Annotated in this window: 21 protein-coding genes; 13 read left to right on the forward strand and 8 right to left on the reverse strand. The window is 31.9% G+C overall.

Going from position 1 to position 22,328, the window contains the following annotated elements; translation table 25 throughout:
• Window positions 1-89: 89 nt before the first annotated feature.
• Window positions 90-410 carry a YbaB/EbfC family nucleoid-associated protein gene (locus GW846_03555; GenBank protein NDK09828.1) on the forward strand — a complete coding sequence of 107 codons (321 nt, stop codon included), beginning with the start codon at window positions 90-92 and terminating at the stop codon, window positions 408-410.
• Window positions 411-470: 60 nt separating this feature from the next.
• On the opposite strand, the gene GW846_03560 is transcribed toward GW846_03555, so the two are convergent.
• From GW846_03560 to GW846_03585, 6 genes are read right to left on the reverse strand one after another with little or no spacing between them, the layout of a single operon-like run.
• Entirely contained in the window at window positions 471-1,205 is a 735-nt protein-coding gene (locus tag GW846_03560; protein ID NDK09829.1) for a hypothetical protein, read from the reverse strand.
• 2 nt (window positions 1,206-1,207) lie between these two features.
• Window positions 1,208-2,035: a VWA domain-containing protein gene (locus tag GW846_03565; GenBank protein ID NDK09830.1), complete on the reverse strand. Its 828-nt coding sequence runs from the start codon at window positions 2,033-2,035 to the stop codon at window positions 1,208-1,210.
• The gene (locus GW846_03570; GenBank protein ID NDK09831.1) at window positions 2,014-3,030 is read right to left on the reverse strand and encodes a VWA domain-containing protein; all 1,017 of its coding nucleotides are present in this window, start codon (window positions 3,028-3,030) and stop codon (window positions 2,014-2,016) included. Before GW846_03570 ends, GW846_03565 begins: the two co-directional genes overlap by 22 nt.
• Complete coding sequence (locus GW846_03575; GenBank protein NDK09832.1) at window positions 3,030-3,962, reverse strand: protein BatD; 933 nt, start codon at window positions 3,960-3,962, stop codon at window positions 3,030-3,032. The genes GW846_03570 and GW846_03575 overlap by 1 nt, the downstream gene beginning before the upstream one ends.
• 9 nt (window positions 3,963-3,971) lie before the next feature.
• Window positions 3,972-4,817: a DUF58 domain-containing protein gene (locus tag GW846_03580; protein NDK09833.1), complete on the reverse strand. Its 846-nt coding sequence runs from the start codon at window positions 4,815-4,817 to the stop codon at window positions 3,972-3,974.
• A gap of 3 nt (window positions 4,818-4,820) precedes the next feature.
• Complete coding sequence (locus GW846_03585; protein ID NDK09834.1) at window positions 4,821-5,759, reverse strand: MoxR family ATPase; 939 nt, start codon at window positions 5,757-5,759, stop codon at window positions 4,821-4,823.
• 145 nt (window positions 5,760-5,904) lie between these two features.
• Between GW846_03585 and GW846_03590 the strand changes: the two genes are divergently transcribed.
• Window positions 5,905-6,471 carry a hypothetical protein gene (locus GW846_03590; protein NDK09835.1) on the forward strand — a complete coding sequence of 189 codons (567 nt, stop codon included), beginning with the start codon at window positions 5,905-5,907 and terminating at the stop codon, window positions 6,469-6,471.
• A gap of 35 nt (window positions 6,472-6,506) precedes the next feature.
• On the opposite strand, the gene GW846_03595 is transcribed toward GW846_03590, so the two are convergent.
• Entirely contained in the window at window positions 6,507-7,082 is a 576-nt protein-coding gene (locus GW846_03595) for a superoxide dismutase (protein ID NDK09836.1), read from the reverse strand.
• 188 nt (window positions 7,083-7,270) lie between these two features.
• On the opposite strand from GW846_03595, the gene GW846_03600 reads away from it, so the two are divergent.
• The 3 genes from GW846_03600 to GW846_03610 all read left to right on the forward strand — a co-directional run bounded on the left by GW846_03600 (window position 7,271) and on the right by GW846_03610 (window position 12,628).
• Window positions 7,271-8,653: an LCP family protein gene (locus tag GW846_03600; GenBank protein ID NDK09837.1), complete on the forward strand. Its 1,383-nt coding sequence runs from the start codon at window positions 7,271-7,273 to the stop codon at window positions 8,651-8,653.
• 9 nt (window positions 8,654-8,662) lie between these two features.
• A complete protein-coding gene (locus GW846_03605) occupies window positions 8,663-11,935 on the forward strand; it encodes a penicillin-binding protein (protein NDK09838.1) in 3,273 nt (1,090 codons plus the stop codon).
• A 177-nt stretch (window positions 11,936-12,112) separates the two neighbouring features.
• Window positions 12,113-12,628: a peroxiredoxin gene (locus GW846_03610; GenBank protein ID NDK09839.1), complete on the forward strand. Its 516-nt coding sequence runs from the start codon at window positions 12,113-12,115 to the stop codon at window positions 12,626-12,628.
• Between the two features lie 63 nt (window positions 12,629-12,691).
• On the opposite strand, the gene GW846_03615 is transcribed toward GW846_03610, so the two are convergent.
• The gene (locus GW846_03615) at window positions 12,692-13,162 is read right to left on the reverse strand and encodes a hypothetical protein (GenBank protein ID NDK09840.1); all 471 of its coding nucleotides are present in this window, start codon (window positions 13,160-13,162) and stop codon (window positions 12,692-12,694) included.
• A 195-nt stretch (window positions 13,163-13,357) separates the two neighbouring features.
• On the opposite strand from GW846_03615, the gene GW846_03620 reads away from it, so the two are divergent.
• The 8 genes from GW846_03620 to GW846_03655 all read left to right on the forward strand — a co-directional run bounded on the left by GW846_03620 (window position 13,358) and on the right by GW846_03655 (window position 22,328).
• Window positions 13,358-15,931: an ATP-dependent Clp protease ATP-binding subunit gene (locus GW846_03620; protein ID NDK09841.1), complete on the forward strand. Its 2,574-nt coding sequence runs from the start codon at window positions 13,358-13,360 to the stop codon at window positions 15,929-15,931.
• A gap of 142 nt (window positions 15,932-16,073) precedes the next feature.
• Window positions 16,074-17,711, forward strand: coding sequence for a hypothetical protein (locus tag GW846_03625; protein ID NDK09842.1), 1,638 nt, complete (start codon window positions 16,074-16,076; stop codon window positions 17,709-17,711).
• Window positions 17,712-17,713: 2 nt separating this feature from the next.
• Window positions 17,714-18,988, forward strand: a complete 1,275-nt coding sequence (locus GW846_03630) for a hypothetical protein (GenBank protein ID NDK09843.1) — start codon at window positions 17,714-17,716, stop codon at window positions 18,986-18,988.
• 65 nt (window positions 18,989-19,053) lie between these two features.
• Window positions 19,054-19,797, forward strand: a complete 744-nt coding sequence (map, locus tag GW846_03635) for a type I methionyl aminopeptidase (GenBank protein NDK09844.1) — start codon at window positions 19,054-19,056, stop codon at window positions 19,795-19,797.
• An 11-nt stretch (window positions 19,798-19,808) separates the two neighbouring features.
• Window positions 19,809-20,240 (forward strand): NUDIX domain-containing protein, encoded by a 432-nt coding sequence (locus GW846_03640; protein ID NDK09845.1) that lies wholly within the window; start codon window positions 19,809-19,811, stop codon window positions 20,238-20,240.
• A 2-nt stretch (window positions 20,241-20,242) separates the two neighbouring features.
• Window positions 20,243-21,163 carry a tyrosine-type recombinase/integrase gene (locus tag GW846_03645; protein ID NDK09846.1) on the forward strand — a complete coding sequence of 307 codons (921 nt, stop codon included), beginning with the start codon at window positions 20,243-20,245 and terminating at the stop codon, window positions 21,161-21,163.
• The gene (locus GW846_03650; protein NDK09847.1) at window positions 21,163-21,738 is read left to right on the forward strand and encodes a hypothetical protein; all 576 of its coding nucleotides are present in this window, start codon (window positions 21,163-21,165) and stop codon (window positions 21,736-21,738) included. The genes GW846_03645 and GW846_03650 overlap by 1 nt, the downstream gene beginning before the upstream one ends.
• A gap of 65 nt (window positions 21,739-21,803) precedes the next feature.
• Window positions 21,804-22,328 (forward strand): aminoacyl-tRNA hydrolase, encoded by a 525-nt coding sequence (locus GW846_03655; protein NDK09848.1) that lies wholly within the window; start codon window positions 21,804-21,806, stop codon window positions 22,326-22,328.

Raw genomic sequence — 22,328 nt, forward strand, 5'->3', positions numbered from 1 at the left:
AATACTTTTGGGCAAAATTCGAAAGTTTATTCTTGAAAAAAAACAAAAGCAGCCTATAATCACGACATTATATTAATAAATTTGAAAAAATGGATTTTAGCAAAGCTGGTGAACTTATGAAACTGCAACAAGAAGCAATGAAAGTTAAAAAAGAACTTGAAAACACACTTATCGAAGCTGAAGTAGATGGACTCGTTATTACTGTTAATGGTGAAATGAAAGTTGAAAAAGTTGAGTTTGAAAGTGATGCACTGATTGGAAATAAAGCTGGACTTGAAAAAGCAATTTTAGAAGCAGTAAACAAAGGGATGAAAAAAGCTCAAGACGTTGCAGGTGAAAAAATGCAAGGAGTTATGCAATGAATGGGTATGGGTGATATGCTTGGAGGACTTCCAGGTATGACAAAATAATTCAATCTTGACAAAAAAAAAGAGAAACAACTACGTTGTTTCTCTTTTTTATGAATAATTTTACCAATCCTTTTCTCATCATCTATTAAAAAATGAATCAAAAGCTTTTTGAAAATCTGATTCCTGTACTTCTTTGTTATAAAATCTCTGATTTTGAGCTTGATCACGTTTAAGCTCCTCAATGCTTTGTTCTACTGCTTCTCGTTCAGATTCTGTCATTTGTTCTATTTGTTCGTTTTCACCTAGTTGATACTCGTCTGGTCGTGAGTTTTGTATAGTTCCATTTCCGTTGTTTTGAGATTCTTGACCATCAGAGTTTTCTCACGGTTCTGAACTTTCTTGTCCCTCGTCAGATTCTTCTGGTTCTCAGTTGTTGTTTTCATCTCATTCATCCTGTTGTTTTTGATTTTGTGGTTCTGGATTTTGTTCCTGTTCAGGTTCTTGCTCTTGGCGTTCTAACATATCTAAAAGAGACTTTGTATAGTCATAGTTATATTGAGTTAATTCGTTGTCTTCAATCGCGAGAGAGCCAGAATAAGAGTCAACAGATTGCTGTAAAAGTTCAAGAGAATCTATTTCTTCCTGCTGATTAAATTGTTCATAAAATATATTTCATATATTATGTAGATTTTGTGCAGACTCCTCAAGTAATCATGCTTGCTGCAATGCTGATTCATACTCTCAGGCATCATATAATCTCTCAAGTTTTTTTTCTTGAACAAAATCTACAAGAATACTGATAGAAATAAATCACAGTACAATAAGGGTGATGACTAGTATTATATTTTTTTTCATTTTTATTTTCGATTTTTAAAATATATACGATACATCCAAATTCATATATAGAGCCCCCAAACTAAAAAGCTTATTAAAAAAATGAGTGATACATTCATATTTTTATTGAGTTTTCAGCCTATGGAATCAATTTGAATTTTTTCTCAAAGTGCATAATAATTTCAGTTTAATTGTTGAGCTAATAATTGAAGAGAGTCAGCATTCAAGCCTGAGATGACCGTTTCTCAATTATAGGTCACAAAAGGTTCTAATCCACTTGTTTCTGGAATATATCAGCCATCTTTTGATCATACTCAGACTATAGAGCTACTAATATTAGCATCGGTAAATATAGTAACTAATTCTGGGCTGAGTTCTACTTCATCTTCATCACCATCAGTGAATAATATAAAACTTCATTGCCTAGATTCTCAAAATGAATCTAATACATCCTCAAGAGCAGCACTTATATCACTTCACTGTATGGAGACATTTTGATTATTTATACCATCTAAAAATGTAGCAACGAGCGATACATCTGTAGTAAACGGAATAATTCTCTGAGATTCACCTGCAAATATATTGAGTGCAAATTCATATCATTCATTTTCAATCATGATCTCATATATTTCGCGTTTTGCTGCATTAAGACGTGAGTTTTGATTCACGTCTAATACATTCATACTTTTAGATACATCGAGCACAAAAACGAGAGAATTTTCACTGACTCAAGTACTATTTTGAGATGACTGAACAAACTCTAAATATATTCAGGCAAGTAATAATAGTCCAAATATTAAAAGAGATATTTTCTGAACTACCAGCAGATTTATTTTTGAGAAATATTTCATATCTGTACTCTAAAAGTAATATAAATTAAAGGAAATAAACTGAGAAGCATAAGCATTAAAACCATAAATCGAAGAGATGATTGGAGCTCTACGCTCTGTGTTTCTATTTCTTTTTTCTCTAGAGTTGCAATAGTACTCAGTATCTTTTGGAAACTCTCTTGTGAGTCGGCTCGACCATAAAATCATCAGGTCTCGCTCGCTATTTTTTGTAAAATTTCTTCATCGACTCAGCTCACTGAGACTCTCTGTGTAAATCCCCCATACGTAGGTAATTCAATCGTAGTATCTCACTGTTTCCCTACTCATATGGTATATACTTTAATCCCTTCTTCTTTTATATATTTCAAGGCGAGCTCTGGATCGATTCATTTATTTGCCTCTCCATCTGTGAGTAATATGATTACTTTTTCTCTTTCGTTTTCCTCTCGACTCAAGGCGTCGCTAGCGACAATCAACCCATCTCAGATTGCCGTTCCTTGTAATTGTGAACTTTGTTGATTTATTGTATCTATTTCAAGATCTGAAATGAAGGACTCTATAAAGCTGTAATCATATGTTAGTGGAATAGACTGGAATGGTTTTCAAGAAAATAACACTAATCAAACCCTATCATTTTCTACTTGGCTAATAAATTCACTCAGCACAGATTTGGCAGCTTGAAGTCTATTTGGAAGTATATCATTGGCAATCATCGAATAGCTCAAATCAAAAACTATCTCTATATCTATCCCGTTACGTTTAATTTTTTGTGTTTGCTCACTCATATATGGATTTGCAAGATACACAAAAAACAAAAATGTCATTAAAAAACAAAGAGTTAAAAACAAATTATATAAATAATTATTTCTTTTATATACTTCCGCAAGAAGTTTATACTCAACAAAATTTTCTTCCTGTTTTCGAAAAAAATAATATAAAAATCATACTACACAAATAATTGCACCTGCAGCAAGAAAGAGAGGATACTGAAATCAGAATGTTTGGAATATATTCATTATTTTTGAGAAAGTAACTGAACAAGTTTATTTACAAATACTGTTTCTTCATCAATTGATAGATCTCTGTCAGCAAACTCTTTATAGTATGTTTCCTGAAAGAGATTAAAAACTGGAGATGATTGTAAACTATTGGTTTTCATCATTTCACTGAGCGTAGCTTTTTCAGCCAAAGAGTTTCATTCATGCCTGAGTATATCACGGATGATGTGGTTATACTTTCTATAAAATTCTTGTTGTCTGAGTCATCACATATTAGATTCTAAGCGACGGAGTTCTCAAATTTTCTGTTGGTAATAACTAGGAGGAATAACTGGGCTTATATTATTTTCCTCAACAAATCCCTTCCTTTTTTGTTTAAGAATAAATCCAATGAGAAAATAAAAAGCTATTAAAAATACAATAATTCAGAGAACTATAAGACTTAATGGAAAATTTGATCTTCTCAAATCTTGTATATCTGAATCTATATTATCAGTTGGAGCTACATCCTGAGTATTTTGATTGGGTATAACTGGTGGAGCTGGAGAAAGTGATCATATTTCTCAGACCGTCACAGTAAATAATTCATCATCTATAAATTCATTTCAATTTTTTAAAACACTTACAGGTCATACCACGTATTCTCAAACTTCTGAGGTATGAAGTTTTACACTATACGCTAAAACTGAGCTCGTAACTCAATTTATTGTTCGAATACTTGTAGCCTGAGATTGAGAACTTATTTTAAAATTCTCAAGTCCATTCACTTTTATCTGCATATTTTGGCCTTGAGAAAGTTCTCAGTTTAACTCTATTGCTACATCAAAATCCTGTCAAACCTCCAAATTTGCTCTTGAAACCTGTAAAGTTATATCCTCATTGGCAAATACCCCGTTCACACTTAACAGAATCATGAGGCTGATGAAAAATAATGTTAATTTTTGAAACATAATGTTAATTTAAAATATATTTCTTTGTTCTTTTGCTTTCATGAGTTTTAAAAACTCAGCAAAAAGTGAGCTTTGTTCATGTAAAAATAGAGTATCAACTCATATCAAATGCATAGATTTTTGAAAATCCTTTAGTTTTTGTTTTCTTTTCAATTGGTATTCTTGTTTCTTCGTTTCGTCAGAAAGATTCATTCAAAGAGAAGCAGTTCAAGAAGAAAATACTTCGATTCACGTTCCTTCTAATGTGTTTTCAAAGTATGTTGAAATATGAATATATATTACATCGTGTTTATGACTTAGTATTTTAATACTTCTCTCATCTACAGTGAGACTATCACTCAGAACAAATATAACTGATTTTTTAAGCGAAGACTTATTTATTTGGCTTAAAGAAAATTCTGTTTTTGTGTTCCTTGGAGAAATTTCGGTAAATCAGAGAATTTTATGCAGTGAAATAATAGATTTTTTTGCTGGTATATATTTTAGCTCATTTTCTCAAATAATATATCATCCAAAATTTTCACCAGATTTTATACTTGCCTGTCATATGAGTTCTAGTATATCTTGAATGAGCTTAATTTTTGGATTCCCAGCTTCATAATATAGACTCTGAGAATGATCAATTATTGTTAAAATTGTCCCCTGTTTGTCCTCTCTATATCTCCTCATAATAGTTGTTCATTCTTGACTTGAACGAGCCCAATCAATATATTTCGCGTCATCTCATGAACTATATTCTCTGAAATCTTGAAACTCAATTCAACGACCTGAAAAAGCAGCTTTAAAATTTCCTATAAAGAGTCACTCCATAAGCTTAGAACTCTTAAAACTTATATGTTTGTGTCCTTGTTTCATGTATTAATCGAGTTTGGTATCTTTTAAAATATTTCTAATAATATCCTCTGTGACGATTCCATCAGCAAGCGCTTCATATTGAAGAATAATTCTATGCCTCAGCACTCCATAAGCCATAGTTTTTACGTCTTCTGGGATTACAAAATCTCTTCCCTGCATGACAGCAAGTGCTTTTGAAGTTCGTAGGAGTGCAAGAGATGCCCGAGGAGAGGCTCAATAGGCAATCTCGGGGTGAAGTTCAGTATCTCTCGATGCAAAAATTATATTACATATATAATCATAAATACTTTCTGATACTTGAATATGTTCTATCATTTCACGAAGTTCCAATATTTCTTTTTTTCAAAAAATTGTACTGAGTTTGGTAGTATCCCGAGAGATAGCTTTTTGGAGAATAATTTTTTCTTCTGCTTTTGTTGGATATTCAACTATAGTCTTTAAAAGAAATCTATCCAATTGAGCTTCTGGAAGTTGAAAAGTTCCCTCTTGCTCGAGAGGATTTTGAGTTGCAAGTACCATAAATGGAGCGTCCAGTGGAAATGTTTTATCTCCTATTGTTACTTGTCGTTCTTCCATAGATTCCAAAAGTGCAGACTGTACTTTACTTGGTGCTCGATTGATTTCATCAGCCAGCACAAAATTTGCAAAAATCGGTCCTTTTTTAACCTCAAATATCTTCGCGTCAGGATCATATATCTTAGCACCAATTAAGTCACTTGGAAGTAAATCTGGAGTAAACTGTATTCGTTGAAAAGACAGTTTAAGAGCTTGTGCGTAACTTGAGATAGTTCGAGTCTTTGCAAGTCATGGTGCTCACTCTAGCAATATATGTCCCCCCGATAATAGTGCAACAACTATATCTCTCTTAAGGTTCTCTTGACCTACTATTATTTTTCAAACTTCATCTTGAAGTTCTTGTATTTTTTGTGCTATTTCTATCATAATTATTTTATTTATTATATCTCGCCTATTGTAATGTAAATAGTATATTTTAAAAGTAAGAAGTATCTAAGAAACACTATATTATTTGACTAAGTTAATTAAATAACTATTAAAACAATATAAGAATAGTATTTAATAATTTGTTATGAATAATTCAAAATCTAATATGCATTGATCAGAAACAATTAGTAACTCCCCTGAAGCTATTAATCATTTAGATGAATGTAGAAAAAATGTATCCTGAATAATTTGAAATGTTGAAACAGAATTATTTAACAATACCAAAGGGCTTAATTTATCAAATACTTTAATACAATTACGCAAAAGTGGTATACAAGAAATAAGTGCCAATGTGTGACAAAACTTAGTGAGCAAATGCTCAAACTTTTCAGAACTCATTCAACTAAATTCTCTCTATTCTATTCCTAAAAGTAAGAATATATTTTTTGCTACAATTTTTTTGATTCTAAAGGACTGAGAATTGGACGATTGTTTGAAAGAAAAATATTTAGAACTTATTTTAAAAGAATTATTTTTACTTATAAGAGAAGAATTTAAAAAGAAAAAATGATGAAATCTTTCTAAGATATATAAACAAAAAGAATGAAGAGACCTAATATTACGATTTGAAAAAATTTTAAAAAATCCAAATATTCCTGAAACCCAAAAAAAATTAATTTTACAATTAATTCAAGATTTAGAACAATTGTAAAATAAAAATCCTCACTACTGAGGATTTTTATTGTATTATTTAACTTTAGATTCTAACATTTTCCAATTTACAATGTTAAAGAAATTATCTATGAATTTTTTTCTATCGTTTCTATAATCAATATAATACGCATGTTCCCATACATCACATCCTAAAATGGCTTCTCCACCTTCTGTAAGAGGATTTTCTCCATTTGGAGTAGAGTAGATTTCAAGTTTTTGATCTTTTTGAACAAGCCATACCCAACCAGAACCAAATCTAGCAAGTGCTTCTTTTGTAAAAGTTTCCTTGAATCAATCAAAGCTTCCAAAATTTTCTGTTAACATATCAGCTAATCTCCCCATAGGTTCTATACCATTATTTACTTTCAGAGTATTCCAAAATAAGTTATGATTCCATATTTGAGCTGCGTTGTTAAAGATCCCACCTTTTGATTTTTTTATGATGTCTTCTAATTCCATATCTGCAAATTCTGTCCCCTGAATAAGTTCATTAAGTTTTGTAACATATGCTTGATGATGTTTTGAATAATGATATTCAAGAGTTTCCTCTGACATGTATGGTTCAAGAGCATTTTTTGCAAAAGGAAGTTCCATTAATTCGTGTTTCATAATCTATGTATATTTATCTAATAAAGTATTGAGTTACTATTGTAACAAAATATCATTTTATCACAAATTTGTAAGAAGAGTGTAAGGAAAAAATACAGGAAAGTGAGATATTTTTCTTTTTGATAATTTTACTTTTTTGATTAAAGTATGCACGCAAAAATTAACATAAAACTAATCTGATACAACACGTGTTTTTTAAGAAAAAAAAGATAGCTTCACAAAAGAAAAAAATTCAAAAAACTCCTTATATTTTGTGAGCTTTTTGAGTTCTAAGTATTTTGTTTTTGGGGACTTTTGTAGTGCAAGCTATGAATGCAATTCCATTTCAAATTTTTGAATTTGCTGGAGGGAGTGGGTCAATCCTAAATTTTGGAAATAAAGAAGATGAAAATACTTTAGATGAAAATGTATACATACTTGTTACCGGTAGATGAGGTGGTAATCACGATGCTCCAAATCTTACTGATACCATGATATTAGCTTGAATAAACTCAACACAAGAGACAATTACACTTCTTTCACTCCCTCGAGATTTATGGGTTTCATATCCATCTTGAAGAAAATGAAGAATTAATGGTGTGTATGAAAATGGTCTGTTAGGTACACCAACAGAAGCTATGCAATGATTAGCAGAAGTAGTAACTAACATAACATGAAAAAAAATTGATCATTATGTTAACATAGATTTTAACTGATTTATAGAAATAGTTGATACGCTCTGAGGAGTTGAAGTCACACTTGAAGAAAACTTTGCTGATTATGAGTATCCTGATGCAAACAGGGGTTATAAAACGTTCATACTGAAAAAATGAACTTGGAATCTCGATGGTGAAGTTGCCCTTATGTACGCGAGAAGCCGACATTCAACAAGTGATTTTGATAGGTCACTCAGACAACAACAAATTATTTCTTCTCTCAGAGAAAAAGTATCGAATCTCTGATACTTTAAAAATCGAAAGCAAATCGTAGAACTCTACGATATCTTTACTGAATATGTAGAAACAGATTTAGCTTTGACAGATATGGTTAAACTCTGACTTGCAGTAAAATGATGGGAAGATCCTCAAACACTCAGTTTTAATCTCAATGATAGTTGTTATAGCAATAGTCCAAGCTGTATGCCATGAGGATTTATTTATACACCAAATAGAGCATTATTTTGAGGAGCAAGTGTTCTGCTGACGAATGGATGAACTGGAACCAATCCGTGACTCTATCCAGATATACACCAATTTGCAGATTATATCTACGAAAGTCCTGATATGTACTCTAAACCCAAAAGTATCGTAATTTACAATGCTACTAGTCAATGATTCCTCGCTCAAAAACTAGCAGAAGAGCTGAGACCTTATGGATTTACTATAGATTATGAAACTGGGACTCAAAGCATGAAAGAAAAAGAGTTTGAAAATTCTATTTTGTATTATAATGGTATAGAATCCAATGATTCTACTTTAACAGCACTCAAAGACTTTTTAAATATACAACAAATTGAAAAAGTGGACGCTCCTGTATTTAGTGGGAGTTGAACTACAATAGAGATTATTCTCAATGACACTAACAGTTTTTAATAATACAATATGGCATTTCAAAAAAGAAGAGTTGCAGCAGTAACTCCAAGTAGTTATCGAAATAGAAACTACAAAAAAATCAAAACTTCTACTCAATCGTGAGGATGAGTGAAAAAACCAAAAAAACCAATAGGGAAAACATTACTCTATATTATTTGAGGGCTTTTTATATTCTGACTTATTGGAATTATTGTTCTCTACCAAAAAATTATAGCCCCTCTTCCATCTATAAGTGAACTTGAAAATTTAGAAATTTCAGAATCATCAACTATATATGACAGAGAAGGTTGAGAATTGTATAGTATTTTTCAGGAGAAAAGAAGATATGTTACCTTTGATGCGATTAATAAAAATATGATCAACGCAATCGTAGCATGAGAGGATAAAAGATACTGGGAAAATCCTGGAGTCGATTTTATAGGACTTGTGAGGGCAGGAATATACTGAGTAATAGGTAAAAATGAATGATTCTGAGGTACCTCAACACTCACTCAACAACTTATTCGTAACACAATTATTGAGAACCGAAGTTCTGATGAAACTGTTTTTGATAAAGTAGAACGAAAGATCAAAGAAATATATCTCGCGTTTAAACTGACAAATGGAGTTTCAAAAGAAAAAATTCTTGAGCTCTACTTAAATAAAATAGCGTACGGAAGTAATGCGTATTGAATTGAACAAGCTTCTAAGACATTTTATTGAAAAAGTGCAAAAGACTTATGAATATTAGAAGCTTCTATGCTTGCTTCTCTTCCAAAAGGACCGACCTATTATTCTCCATACAATAATTTCGATAGGCTCGTTGGATACCCATATGTTTATGAAAATAATGATAGTGAAAACTCTATATTTGTTATATCTAAAAACTCTATAGAAGAAAATAAAGATGCAGTAACAGCTCTCACTGATTTTCTTGATGGACTCAAGGCTCAAAGATTTGATGGGACAAAAGCACTACTATGTGGCCTGAAAGAAGAAAATTTGAAATCAAATATTTCTATTGATTGAGATGGCTGTAGTGTTATTAGTTATACAGACTTCCTCACTCTCTTAAATAATATTAAAATTGAAGTTGGAGATAAAAATGTAGAATATCAAATCTGAAGAAAGGATTTTATTCTAGGTCGTATGCTTGAGGATGAATATATTACATTTGAAGAATATAAAGATGCTGTAATATGAGGTATAGGATTTGAGTTTCAAAAATATACTGAGGATATCAAATCTCCGCATTTCGTGTTTTATGTCAGAGAATATTTAGAAGAAAAATACTGAAAAGACTTACTTGAGACAGGTTGATTAAAAATATATACTTCACTCGATCCTAAACTTCAAGAAGAAGCTGAAAGAATAGTTTCTGAAAGAGCTGCTGCTAATGAAACAAAATTCTGAGCTCAAAATGCTGCCCTTGTTTCACTCGATAATAAAACTGGACAAATACTAGCAATGGTATGAGGACGTGATTATTTTGATGAAAAGAATAAATGAAATATCAATATGACCACAGCTGCTTTGCAACCTGGTTCTTCATTTAAACCATTTGTCTATGCACTCGCTATTGATCAGGGTGAAATAGGAACAAAGACTCCTATATATGATTTAAAAACAACATTTCCTTGAGATTATACTCCCAAAAACTATGATTGAAAATTCATGGGAAAGATGACTATTTCAACTGCATTAAACTATTCTAGAAATATACCAGCAGTAAAAATGTTCTTTCTAGCAGGTGGAGAAGAAAATATTCTCACATTCATGGAAAAGCTCTGAATTGATGGTATTCGTAAATTTAGAGATGAATATACAGCAAGCTCTTGAACTAAGTATACTTATTGAGCATCAATGGCACTTTGAACAGTTATGATGACTCCACTAGAAATGGCTCAAGCATATAGTGTATTTGCCAATTTATGAGTAAAAAGAGAATTAGTTCCTGTTATTAAGATACTTGACTCAAAGGGATTAGTAATTGAAGAAGCAGAAGAAAATAATTGAGTTCAAGCAATAGATGCTGCAACGGCCTATATATTAGATTATATTCTTTCAGATACTTCAGCAAGACCGTCAGGTTGGAATAACTATCTCTCTCTTTCTTGAAGAAATGTAGCTGCAAAAACTGGTACATCAACGAAGGCTTCTTCAAAAGATGGGAACGAGGTACTAGCCAGAAACCTGTGGACTATATGATTTACTCCACAAATTACTACAGTAGTATGGGCTTGAAACAATGATTGAAGTGAAACTGGTACGAACTGAAATTGACTTGAAGCTGCTGGATCCATTTGGAAAGAGTTTATGGAAAGTGCCCATGTATGAAAAGAAGTACTAAATTGGAAGCGACCAAACGGAGTGAAGGAAGCAAATATATCGAGAATATCAGGGCTATTAGCTCCTGGTAGTCTCGATTCTAGCCTTATACTCTCTTCACTTTTTAAAAATGCCCCTACAGAGTTTGATCAAAGTCTTCAACCAATAGAGGTAGATCTCTTGTGTAATGGTACCATTACAGAGAATACTCCTGCTTCAGCAATTTGAACTGTAAACTTATTAGCACTTCGTTCACTCCAGCCAAATAACCCAGCATGGGAAAATCCTGTGAGAGCTTGGGTGAATTGAGGTGGGTATACCAGTGAAATTTGAAATGTGGGGTCATTTATAACTTATATTAATCCTGAAGCTTGTGAAAGAACAGGATTTGCATGAAATATTTCTGTATGAGCTAATATAGAATCCTGAGCTACCTTTGTAAATGGTTCAAATTATATTGAAATAGCGTATCAAAGTTCTACTCCTATCACTCAAATAGATGTGTTTTTATGAGAGAAGAAAATTAAACAAATAGATTTAGACTCAAAAAAAGAATGAGTTTATAAGTGAGATGTTACAATACCCAGTGGAACACTTTGAATAGAATCTCTTATAGTAAAAGCTACAGACACAGAATACTATTCACAATCTAAATCATATAGTATAGACGTAATAAAACGAGATAATGCAGCTCCTGAAATAACTGTTTCAAACCCATCTAATGGCAAAATATCACTCTATGCGTGAGACTTCTTTAACTTACGAGGTTCTGTAAGTGATATAAGTGTTATTCGTTCTGTAAATATTTATATAGATGATAAACCCTATAAAATAGGGATCCAATGACGAGACTTTGCACAAGAGATTGATAGTTCTGAAATAGAGATTTGAGAACACGTCATTAAAGTTGAAGCTGTCGATATGGATTTCAATATTTGATCTCAATCAATACAGTTAGATGTATTAGAACGATAGTTTTCATGTATAATTTTATTGACCTGATGCAAGATTTTTATAGACTACAACAGCTTAATAAATTTAAATTAAAAATACATGTACGAAAATATGCAAGATTACTCTATTGTAAAAATAGATACTCCAGCTCCTGGTTTCCATCTCCCTTACTATTGTCCTATAAAAGATGATGAAGGAATGATGGATTTGGCTGATTTAAAATGAAAATGGGTGGTTCTATTTTTCTATCCAGCAGATTTCACATTTGTATGTCCTACAGAACTCAAAGATATGGCTGATAACTTTGATGAGTTCAAAAATATGTGAGTAGAAGTGCTAGCTGCGAGTACTGATACAGTCTACTCTCACAAAGCCTGGGTACAACATGAATTGCTTATGAAGAACTTCCCTTTCAAAATGCTTGCTGATCATAATTTAGGAACAGCAGATGCATATAATATTCTCGATGAAGAAACAGGAATTGCTGGAAGAGGTACCTTTATCATAGATCCAGAAGGAACATGTAGAGGAATAGAAGTTACTTCAGGACCTTTAGGTCGAAATTCTGAAGAACTCCTACGAAAAATAGAAGCTCTTCAATTTATGGGAGCGAATCCATGAGTTGCTTGTCCAGCTCGTTGGAAATCAGGTTCTAAAACTCTCACTCCATCCATTAAAATATCTGGTCAAGTTGGAGAACAACTTCAAGATTAAAATATATTACAATAAAAAAGCTCAGAATAAATTCTGAGCTTTTTATATTTAATAATTTTAAAATTACATTTTTTTAAAATTTCTTTTAGTTTCTTTTTTAAGTTCTTTTACCTCTGAATCAGCTTTTGCAAGTTTTCTTTCAGCTGAATCTAGAGAGTCATCTGCAGAAGATATAAGGTCCCTAACTGAGCTTAGAAAACTAGAAAATAATCCTTGTGCTTTTTCTTTTCCGACTTCTTTATTTTTTTGTAATTCTTCAATAAGTTGTTGCCCTTGTTTTTGATATTTTTCAGCGTATTGTTTAAAATCAGCCTTTTTAGCAGCTATTTTTTCTCTATTTTCATCTGAAACATATTTTTGTTCAACATCTGAAATAAAGCTTTTTTGAGTCGCAAGAAAATTATCGACCATAAGTTTTACGTCTTCTTTAGATTGTACTTTTTTTATAGTATTTTTGTTCTTCCCATACATAGAAGCCACGACATTTCAAGCTATATACCCGCTTGCTAGGAATAAAAGTTTTCTTCAAAACATAAATTTAATAATGAGAAAAATAAATTGTACAGCTATATTACTTCCTTGCTGTAAGAAAATAGTATATAATTGATTATATTATTTAAGCAACGAGATGCAATTGTATTTTTTAACATAAAAGCACTTGTATTGCTTTACAACACTTAGTATATGACTACACTATCACAGCTTAATTTCAAATAAAAAACGATACAAATGGTTTACAACAACTTTTCAGATGGATACAAAAAAACTCTTATTAATGCTGAAAACAAAGCAAGAGAAATAGGACTTAAAAACCTACAACCAGAAGATATATTTTTAGAGCTTTTAGAAACAGCAGATGGTTGAATTCTCGAAATACTTACGCTCTATGGTATAGATAAAAAACTCACTTTAGAAATCATTAACAAATGACTATTTAATGTTGCTCCGTTAAAAAGAAAATGAGTATATAGTGGGATGCACCAAAAATGTAAAGATATTATACTTTGAAGTGTAAAAATAGCAGCACAAAACACAAAAGCGAGAGCGAGTTTAGAGGACTTACTCTTATCACTTCTTATAAACGATATTTGGCTCGCTAACTTCTTAGAATATATAGGAATTAATCCAAGTGACGTTGAGACAAACATGAATGACCTTATTAAAGTAGGAACTATTGACTGACTCAATGGACAAATCCTTGATGAAGACACCTCAGATTCTTCTATAGAAAAACTATTTTGAAACCTTGCTGATAATATTTTTTCAAGCTTACAAGGTGGGAAAGATGAATCTGAGTGAGATCTCCCATTTGATGCAAATCCAGTTATGGAAGATAAAAAAGATGAATCCAGTACTCCAGCTCTTGATTTCTTTTCAACTGATCTCACAGCAGAAGCTCGAGATGGTAAAATAGATGTCATAATTGGGAGAGAAACAGAAATAGAACGACTTATAGCTATACTTAACAGAAAAACAAAAAATAATCCGTGTTTGGTATGAGATGCCTGAGTCGGAAAAACAGCAATTGTTGAGTGACTTGCCCTCAAAATAGCAAAATGAGAAGTTCCATTTTCTATGAAAGATAAACGAATCCTTTCTCTTGATATGTCATCTCTCGTAGCTGGTACAAAATTTAGAGGTGAGTTTGAAACGAGAATCAAACAAGTAATAGACGAAGCGAGTAAAGCTGAGAATGAAGTTCTCCTCTTTATAGATGAAATACATACCATAATAGGAGCTTGAAGTGGTGAATGAAGTTTAGATGCTTCTAACATACTTAAACCAGCTATGGGACGTGGAAAAATACGAGTTATTTGAGCTACAACGCTATGAGAATACCAAAAATATATAGAAAAAGATCCAGCTTTAGAGAGAAGATTTCAAAAAATTAACGCATCTGAACCAGATCGAAAAACAGCAACTGAAATAATTATTGGACTCAAAGAAGTCTATGAAGAATATCATAATCTCAATATTTCTAACGAAGCAATAACGGAAGCAGTAGATCTCTCTATGAGATATATTACAGACAGACAACTCCCTGATAAAGCTATAGATTTAGTTGATGAAGCCTGTTCGCTTAAATCAATGAAATACAATTTCGATGAAGCTGAAATCAAAAAAATAAAAGAAAAAATAGCAAAAAATCAGAAAAAAATAGAAGATTCAGTTATTTCTCAACAATATAAGAGAGCAGTTACACTCAAAGAAACTCAAAAAAAACTCGAAAAAGAAATACAAAGCCTGAAAAAGAAATTTTCTATTCCAAAAGACAAAAGATTTTGGGTGACACCAGAAGACATTCACAGAGTCCTCTCAATTACCACTGGAATCCCTATTGCAAATCTCTCTAAAAATGAAATAGACAGACTCAAAAAACTCCCAGGGATAATGAAAAAGAGTATTATCTCTCAGGATGACGCCATTGATGCTATTTCAAAATCAATTATCAGAAATAAAACAGGAATTGGTGAACCACATAGACCCCTTGGTAGTTTCCTCTTCCTATGACCAACTGGTGTTTGAAAAACTGAAATAGTAAAAGTATTAGCTCGTGAATATTATGGAGACGAAGAAGCACTTATAAAAATAGATATGAGTGAATACTCTGATAAAACAGCAACTAATAAGCTTATAGGTGCCTCTGCTTGATATGTTTGATACGAAGAAGGTGGGCTCCTTACTGAAAAAGTCAGAAAAAAACCATATTCTATTATCCTCTTTGATGAAATAGAGAAATGAGATGTAGAAGTATACAATCTGCTCCTTCAAATACTTGAAGAATGAATATTAACTGATAATAAATGAAGAAAAATTAACTTCAAAAACACTATTATCATTATGACTTCTAATATCTGACAAGAAGAGTTTTCAGAAAAAGCAGCTCAAATCTGATTTAATATTTCAGAAACAGCCGAAGAGAAAATCATAACAGATTATGAAAAAGCAAAACAAAAGATCAAAGACTCTCTCACTGATTATTTCTCCCCTGAGTTTATAAACAGAATAGACAAAGTAATTGTATTCAACCCCTTGGATACCGCAGCAATTAAAAAGATAGTGAAGTTACTTCTTTCAAAGTTTAATACTCGACTTGAAATGAAAGGGCTCAAACTCAATTTTGATGCAAAAGCAATTACAACTATTACAAAAGAGGTGTACAATCCAGAATTTGGAGCGAGAGAAATACGCAGATATATCACAGACACAATTGAGGATTCGATTGCAGAAAGTATTCTTCAAAATCCTGAGAAAAAATCGTTTACACTCAAATCTATTAAAAATAAAATTGAAGTACAATAAAAAAAGAAGCCTTATTGGCTTCTTTTTTTTATTATATAAAATTATTAATACATTTAGTCAATACTCTTTTATCTAAAATAGTGAAAAACATGCTATAATCGGTATTATAGAAGCTACAACTTGATATAGAAAATAGAACTTTATGAAGAGGAAAACCACTCCATTCCCAGTTTATAAAAATACGAAGATTTTTTTTATATATGTCTGTATTTTAATCAGTCACTTTTTTCTTCCTCAAGGGTACTCATTTTTGTGAGAAGACTTGTGACTCGATTTATACGAAAATATTGATAAAGGTCTAAAAGAACTTGAGCAAAAACAGTATGAATACGAATTAACTGGTCAATGAGAAGCTCCAATTGGAGATGTGATAAGACCAATTCTTGCAGCAGAATGAATAGAGTGTGACATCAGGTCAAGTGATGAGATGGAAACTATTTTGTGAAACAATGCAGATTCGAGTATCGAGTTTATAGTAGATAGATGTAACTCTACTCAAGCTGGTGGAACTCCGAATCTCATGATAGAAAAAGTACAAAACGCTATTGCATATACGAAAAGTAGCTATCTTATACGAGCTCAAGAAAAGACAGAAGCCACCTATGAAATTGCACGAGTTGGCCTATACAGTGATGGAAATATAGAAAATTCTCCATTTGATCTCATATTTGATATTCAAGAAATCGATAGAGTTATTTTTAGCGAAGAGATTGAATATGAAGGTGAGGAAAGTAATGGGTCAGATGACAAAAAATATGATAATTTTTTTAAGGAAGATAAAAAATATCTCTACGACAGTGATGCTCTATTACCTAAAGATATTACTAGTCCTGATATTGTAGATAAGGATGGAATAGCAGAAGATGCTCCTGTAGTTTTACTTGACTCGATAGATGATCACAGATATATGTGTCCTGTGAATAACAGCTGACTCGTGAGTTTGGATTTTGAAGAGCTTTATAACTCTATACAGTGAGTAAATTGAGGTACATATGTACCATCAACAAATACTTGGGTATATCCAGATGGTACTGCCTCAAATGGAGCAAGTTGGGGTTGACCATATCCAGCGATTTGACCTGAATGACAATATGCAAGTGTACAAGATGACTGGAAATGTGATGTAGGAGACGTATTTTGTATAATAATAGAGTTTCAAAAATCACAATACTGACTTGCTTGATGAACAACAAGTTCTATTGAAAAAGTGCTCTCTAAAGTTGCAAAGCATCTTGAAAAACCTGCTAATGCCTCATTGACTCAGAGAAAAATGACAACAAATAACTTTGAACTTGGTAGTATTATAAAAGACCTCCCAGGAATGCTTCGAGGTTTTTGAATAGAAGTATCTACCAAACCTCTTCCTATTTTGGATTTAGAATCATGAAATGAAAATTTACTGAGTTCTGAAGCTGAAAAAGTAGAAAATAAAGTGTGTGAATTTTATAAAAATGCTGGTCTAGATTGTATGAGAAAAAATGATATAGAAGTATTTAATGGGACTGAGCTGAGGCAAAAAATAATTTTAGCTTCCGGGTGACTTCCTATAACTACATCAGAAAACAGAAATAATCAACTAGATATTTTTAGAGCAGCACTTATGGAAAATAATAGACAAGTATCAAGCCAAAGTAATAAAGAGACTTTAAGCGCTGAGATGAATAGATTTGAAAAACAATTTGCAGAGCTTGAAATATTCTTAAAATGAATCGAGGATTTTACGGCCTCTCTTGCTTGAATGGTCAGTGAAATGAAAAAAATTCCTACAAGAAGTAGCTAAATATGAATACAAAAATACTTACATACTCTTTTATCTTGTTTAGCTGTTTTATTTGAATTCAAACAGAGCTTTTTGCTGATGAATGCAGCCAAAGTTGTAAAATTCAGGATGGTCCAGCTCCAGCGCTGACACAATATATGGCAGATGTTGAAGTTATTATGTGAAATATTCTTTCAGGTCTCACATCATCTGAAAAAACTGCAGAAGAAAATACTGAGAATAAAAATAAAATATCTACAAGTATGAATAGAATATTTTCAGTTTGAAAGTATTATACGAGTTTTGATTACAAAATCTCGCTTCCAATGACGCAGGAAATACCTGACCAGATAAAAAGAGATGTCACAAAACTTGAGTCTTACAGCGAAAAACTCACTCAAGTTCTATTACAATCCAGTAAGAGATGATCTGCTGATTCTGTTCTCAACAAATTGTGTGAATGAGTTTCAAACTGTACTTTCACGCAATCAAGTGCTAGAAATGCGATAGTAAGTCTTATAAATAATAATGATACAATTGTAGATTTTATGAGAAGTTCACTGTTATGAAAGAGTTTTATAGCAACAGATTCTATATTTATATTAACTCCAAATGATTTCAGTACTCAAATTCTTGAGTACTATAACCCGGATACACTTTCTGGCTGTTCCGCGTGTGATGGGTGATTTAAAGATACAAGTCTCAAACAAATACTTACTATTAGTAATTTTACGTGAGAAACAAAAAAATGAATCCAACAATGGAAAGATGCGTGGACTTTGGCACGTGGTTGAAGTGCACAAGGCTCTTATAAAGAACAAGAAGCTGTTGTACTAGCAAGATATCTCGAGGAACAGGGAATCTCAACAGATCAAGCATGAATCATTATGTGAAATTTAAATAGGTATAACGGTGGTTGACTCTCTACCAGTAATCCCCTCTCAAATACAGCAAATAACTCTCTGACTCAAGTTACAAATGTAGCTCAGAGTTTTGATGAATCACTTGCTCAAAAACTTCAAAGTGGTCAAGATTCTATTCCTTATTTAGAACTCACACGGGTCGATACAATAGCTAAAAATTCTGCAGAAATATCTCAGAGTATAGCAACTATGTATGAAGAGCAGATTCCTTTTTCTCTCAGTCAGGACGTATCAACTCAAAAACTCCAATGAAGAATTATAGAAATACATTATTCACTCATGAGAAGTATAAATATACTCTCTAAACAAGTCCCACAAGCAGAAAAACTCTGTAATAAACAATGAGTTTGAGATGGAAACTGTAGCTATAGATAAACTTATTTTGTAAATAATTAAATTTTCTCTATACTTTTACGAATTATACTCGTTAACATGTGTACATGCTCAGTGAAAAAGAACTTCAAATTATGCGCGAAAACGCAAAAGTTCATAAAAGAGTTTTTGATAAAATTAAACAAGTAACTGTTGCTGGCACAAAAGCTGCTGACATAGATAAACTTGCTTTAGAAATATGTAAATCTGCTTGAGTCCTCTCAGCATTCACAGGAGTGTATGGCTATAAATTCACACTCCAAACGAGTGTGAATGATGTAGTAGTGCATGGTCGTCCCCTTGAAAGTATCGAATTTCAAGATTGAGATGTTGTGACGTTTGATTTTTGAGTAAAAGACAAACAGTTTTGAATATGTACGGATGCAGCCTTTACTATGATAGTTTGAAATCCTGATGATTATCCAGAAAAAAAGAAATTTTTAGAAGTTGGTGAAAAAGCTCTAAAAAAATGACTCGAACAAGCAAGAGTTTGAAAAACTGTTTGAGATATATGAGCAGCTATAGATTCCTATGTTTCAAAGAAGTGATATCATATTATACGAGATCTTACTGGTCATTGAGTTGGTAAATCTCTTCACGAACAACCGTATATTTACAATTATGGAACTCCTTGAACAGGTATGAAACTCAAAGCTGGAATGACCCTTGCAATTGAGCCAATTATTTGATATTCTTCTGGAAATATCGTAGATCATTGAGATTGGGAAATCTATGTAGAAGATGGTAGTATCGGCTGCCAATTTGAACATACCATTCTTATCACCGATGGAGATCCAGAAATTATCGTGTAAATATTTCTAATATGGAAAAAATAATAAGGGTATGAATTTGATCCTTTGCAGTCAAAGATTGAAAAATACTGTACGGACTAAGAAAGTCTAAACACTGAGAATGAAAATACTCTCCTCCCGGTTGACACTTAGAATATTGAGAAACAATTGAAGAATGTGCAGTAAGAGAATTATATGAAGAAACTTGACTTATAGCTCAAGAAAAAAATGTAATAGTATACGGAACACTCAATGAAATATATCCAAACAATGAAAAACATTATATAAATATATCCACATTTATCACAGAATTCACATGAGAACTTAAAAATATGGAACCAGATAAATTGGAAAAGTGGGAATGGCTTTCTTGGGAAGAGATAATAAAATTATGAGATAAAAATTTTCTTCCTGTACAAAATTTTATTGAAAAATATCCCGACTTTGATCCAACTAAAATATAATTATGAAATTCCAAGAAGCACGAGATGATTTTAATAACTGGCTAGAAGTTATTAAAGATAAATCTCCAAAAACGGTTGAGCAATACAATCGACATTTGGAGAAATTTTCAGAATATTTAGAAGATAAAAATATAGATAGTTTCACTTTCACGGTAGAGGAAATAACTCACAAACTTGCTGAATGATTTCGAAGCTATTTATATAAGTGAACAAAAAAAATTTCTATCAAGACTGCAAATGCATATATGATAACGCTTCGTAGTTTTTTAAAATATCTTGAAAAACAAGGCATTAAAACACTTTCTGCTACAAGTATTGATCTTATTAAAGCAGAATCTCGCCAGGTTGAGTTTTTGAGCCCTGAAGAACTAGAAAAACTTTTTGATAACCCAAATACAAAAACTCTTATTGGGAAACGTGACAAAGCTATTATGGAGTGTATTTACTCAACATGACTGCGTATTTCAGAACTCACTGCACTCAATAAAACAGATATCAATCTAGAAACACGAGAATTTGCAATACGTTGAAAATGAAGAAAACTTAGAATAGTGTATCTGACCGAACATGCTGCTGAACTAATTGAGCAATATTTACAATCGAGAAATGATCATGTCAGTCCCCTCTTTATTCGCCATAATATTAAAATTGATTCAATTGATGCACTTGAGGATGAGACGATAAGACTTTCAAGATTTTTTATAACCGGAATGATTAAATCTCGAGCTGTAAAAGCTTGAATACTCAAAGATATTTCAGCTCATACTCTTAGGCATAGTTTTGCAACGAGTTTACTTTGAGCTGGAGCTGACCTGCGAAGTATCCAAGAAATGCTCTGACACTCAAGTATAACTACTACTCAAGTCTATACTCACGTTACAAATCCACAACTCAAGAAAATACATTCTAAATATATGAAATAATGGATAAAAAAGCTGAAGAAATTCAAGAAATGAGAAAATGAAAATTTTCATGGAGACTGCTTTGAGAAAATTTTGTCTTTGAAGAAGACTGACATTTTTATAAAATGCCAACGTATTTAGCAAAAAATACGATGTATAGAGATTGTAGCTCGTATGAAAAAGTAAACACATCACTTGAAACAATACGAAAATATTTCTGACCTATAGCATTTATTCCAGAAACTAAGATTTATGAGGATTCTGAAGGCCACTTTGTCATTGACCAAGTAAAAGTAGAATGAGGAAAAGAGCTAACCCGAGATATGATGGATAATAATCCTGAACTGTTATCACGTTTTAAAAGGCTCGTCATAGCAAATGAAGTAATGTGGCAAAATGAATGAGTATTTTTAGATCTTTTAGGAAGTGATATTGTAACGCATCCTCAAACAATACATAATCTCATTACTGACGGCAAAGACCTCTATGTATTTGATTTTTGATTACTTGAAAAAAAACCTAAAAATATACTATTTCGTGTCATTTCTCATAGCATCAAACTGTTCCAATCAGCTTTTGTTAAAATATTTTACTAAAAGCTCTTTTGCTCAGCAGAGACTTTTTCATATAATTATTAATAAATATTCTTCAGAACAAACACATGAAAATAATAGTATGACTATGAAATCCTTGAGAAAAATATAGTACTACAAGACATAATATTGGGTTTATATTTTTAAACATTTTTAGAGAAAAAAATAATTTTTCTGATTGGAAGTATGAATCAAAATTTACAGCTGATATATCTCACTGAGATATAAGTTGAGAAAAAGTTATATTGGTAAAACCTCAAACATTCATGAATCTTTCTGGAGAGTCACTTCAAAAAATATCTCAATTTTATAAGCTTGATACTTCACAGTTTATAATAATTTTTGATGATATATCCCTTGAGTTCTGAAAGGTGAGGTTTCGTGATAAGTGATCGGCTGGATGACATAATGGAGCTAAAAGTATTATACAATACTTCTCAGACTCTTGGAAAAGAATCAAAGTATGAGTGGGTTTAGATGATAGGTATGATGTCAGTGACTGGGTGCTTTGAAAGATGAGTGAAGAAGAACTCATAGATTTAGAAAACGAGGTCTATGACAATATTGATGATACATTAAAAAAAAACATTTAA

This window comes from Candidatus Gracilibacteria bacterium (assembly GCA_010119145.1).
Classification (GTDB): domain Bacteria; phylum Patescibacteriota; class Gracilibacteria; order BD1-5; family UBA6164; genus JAACSU01.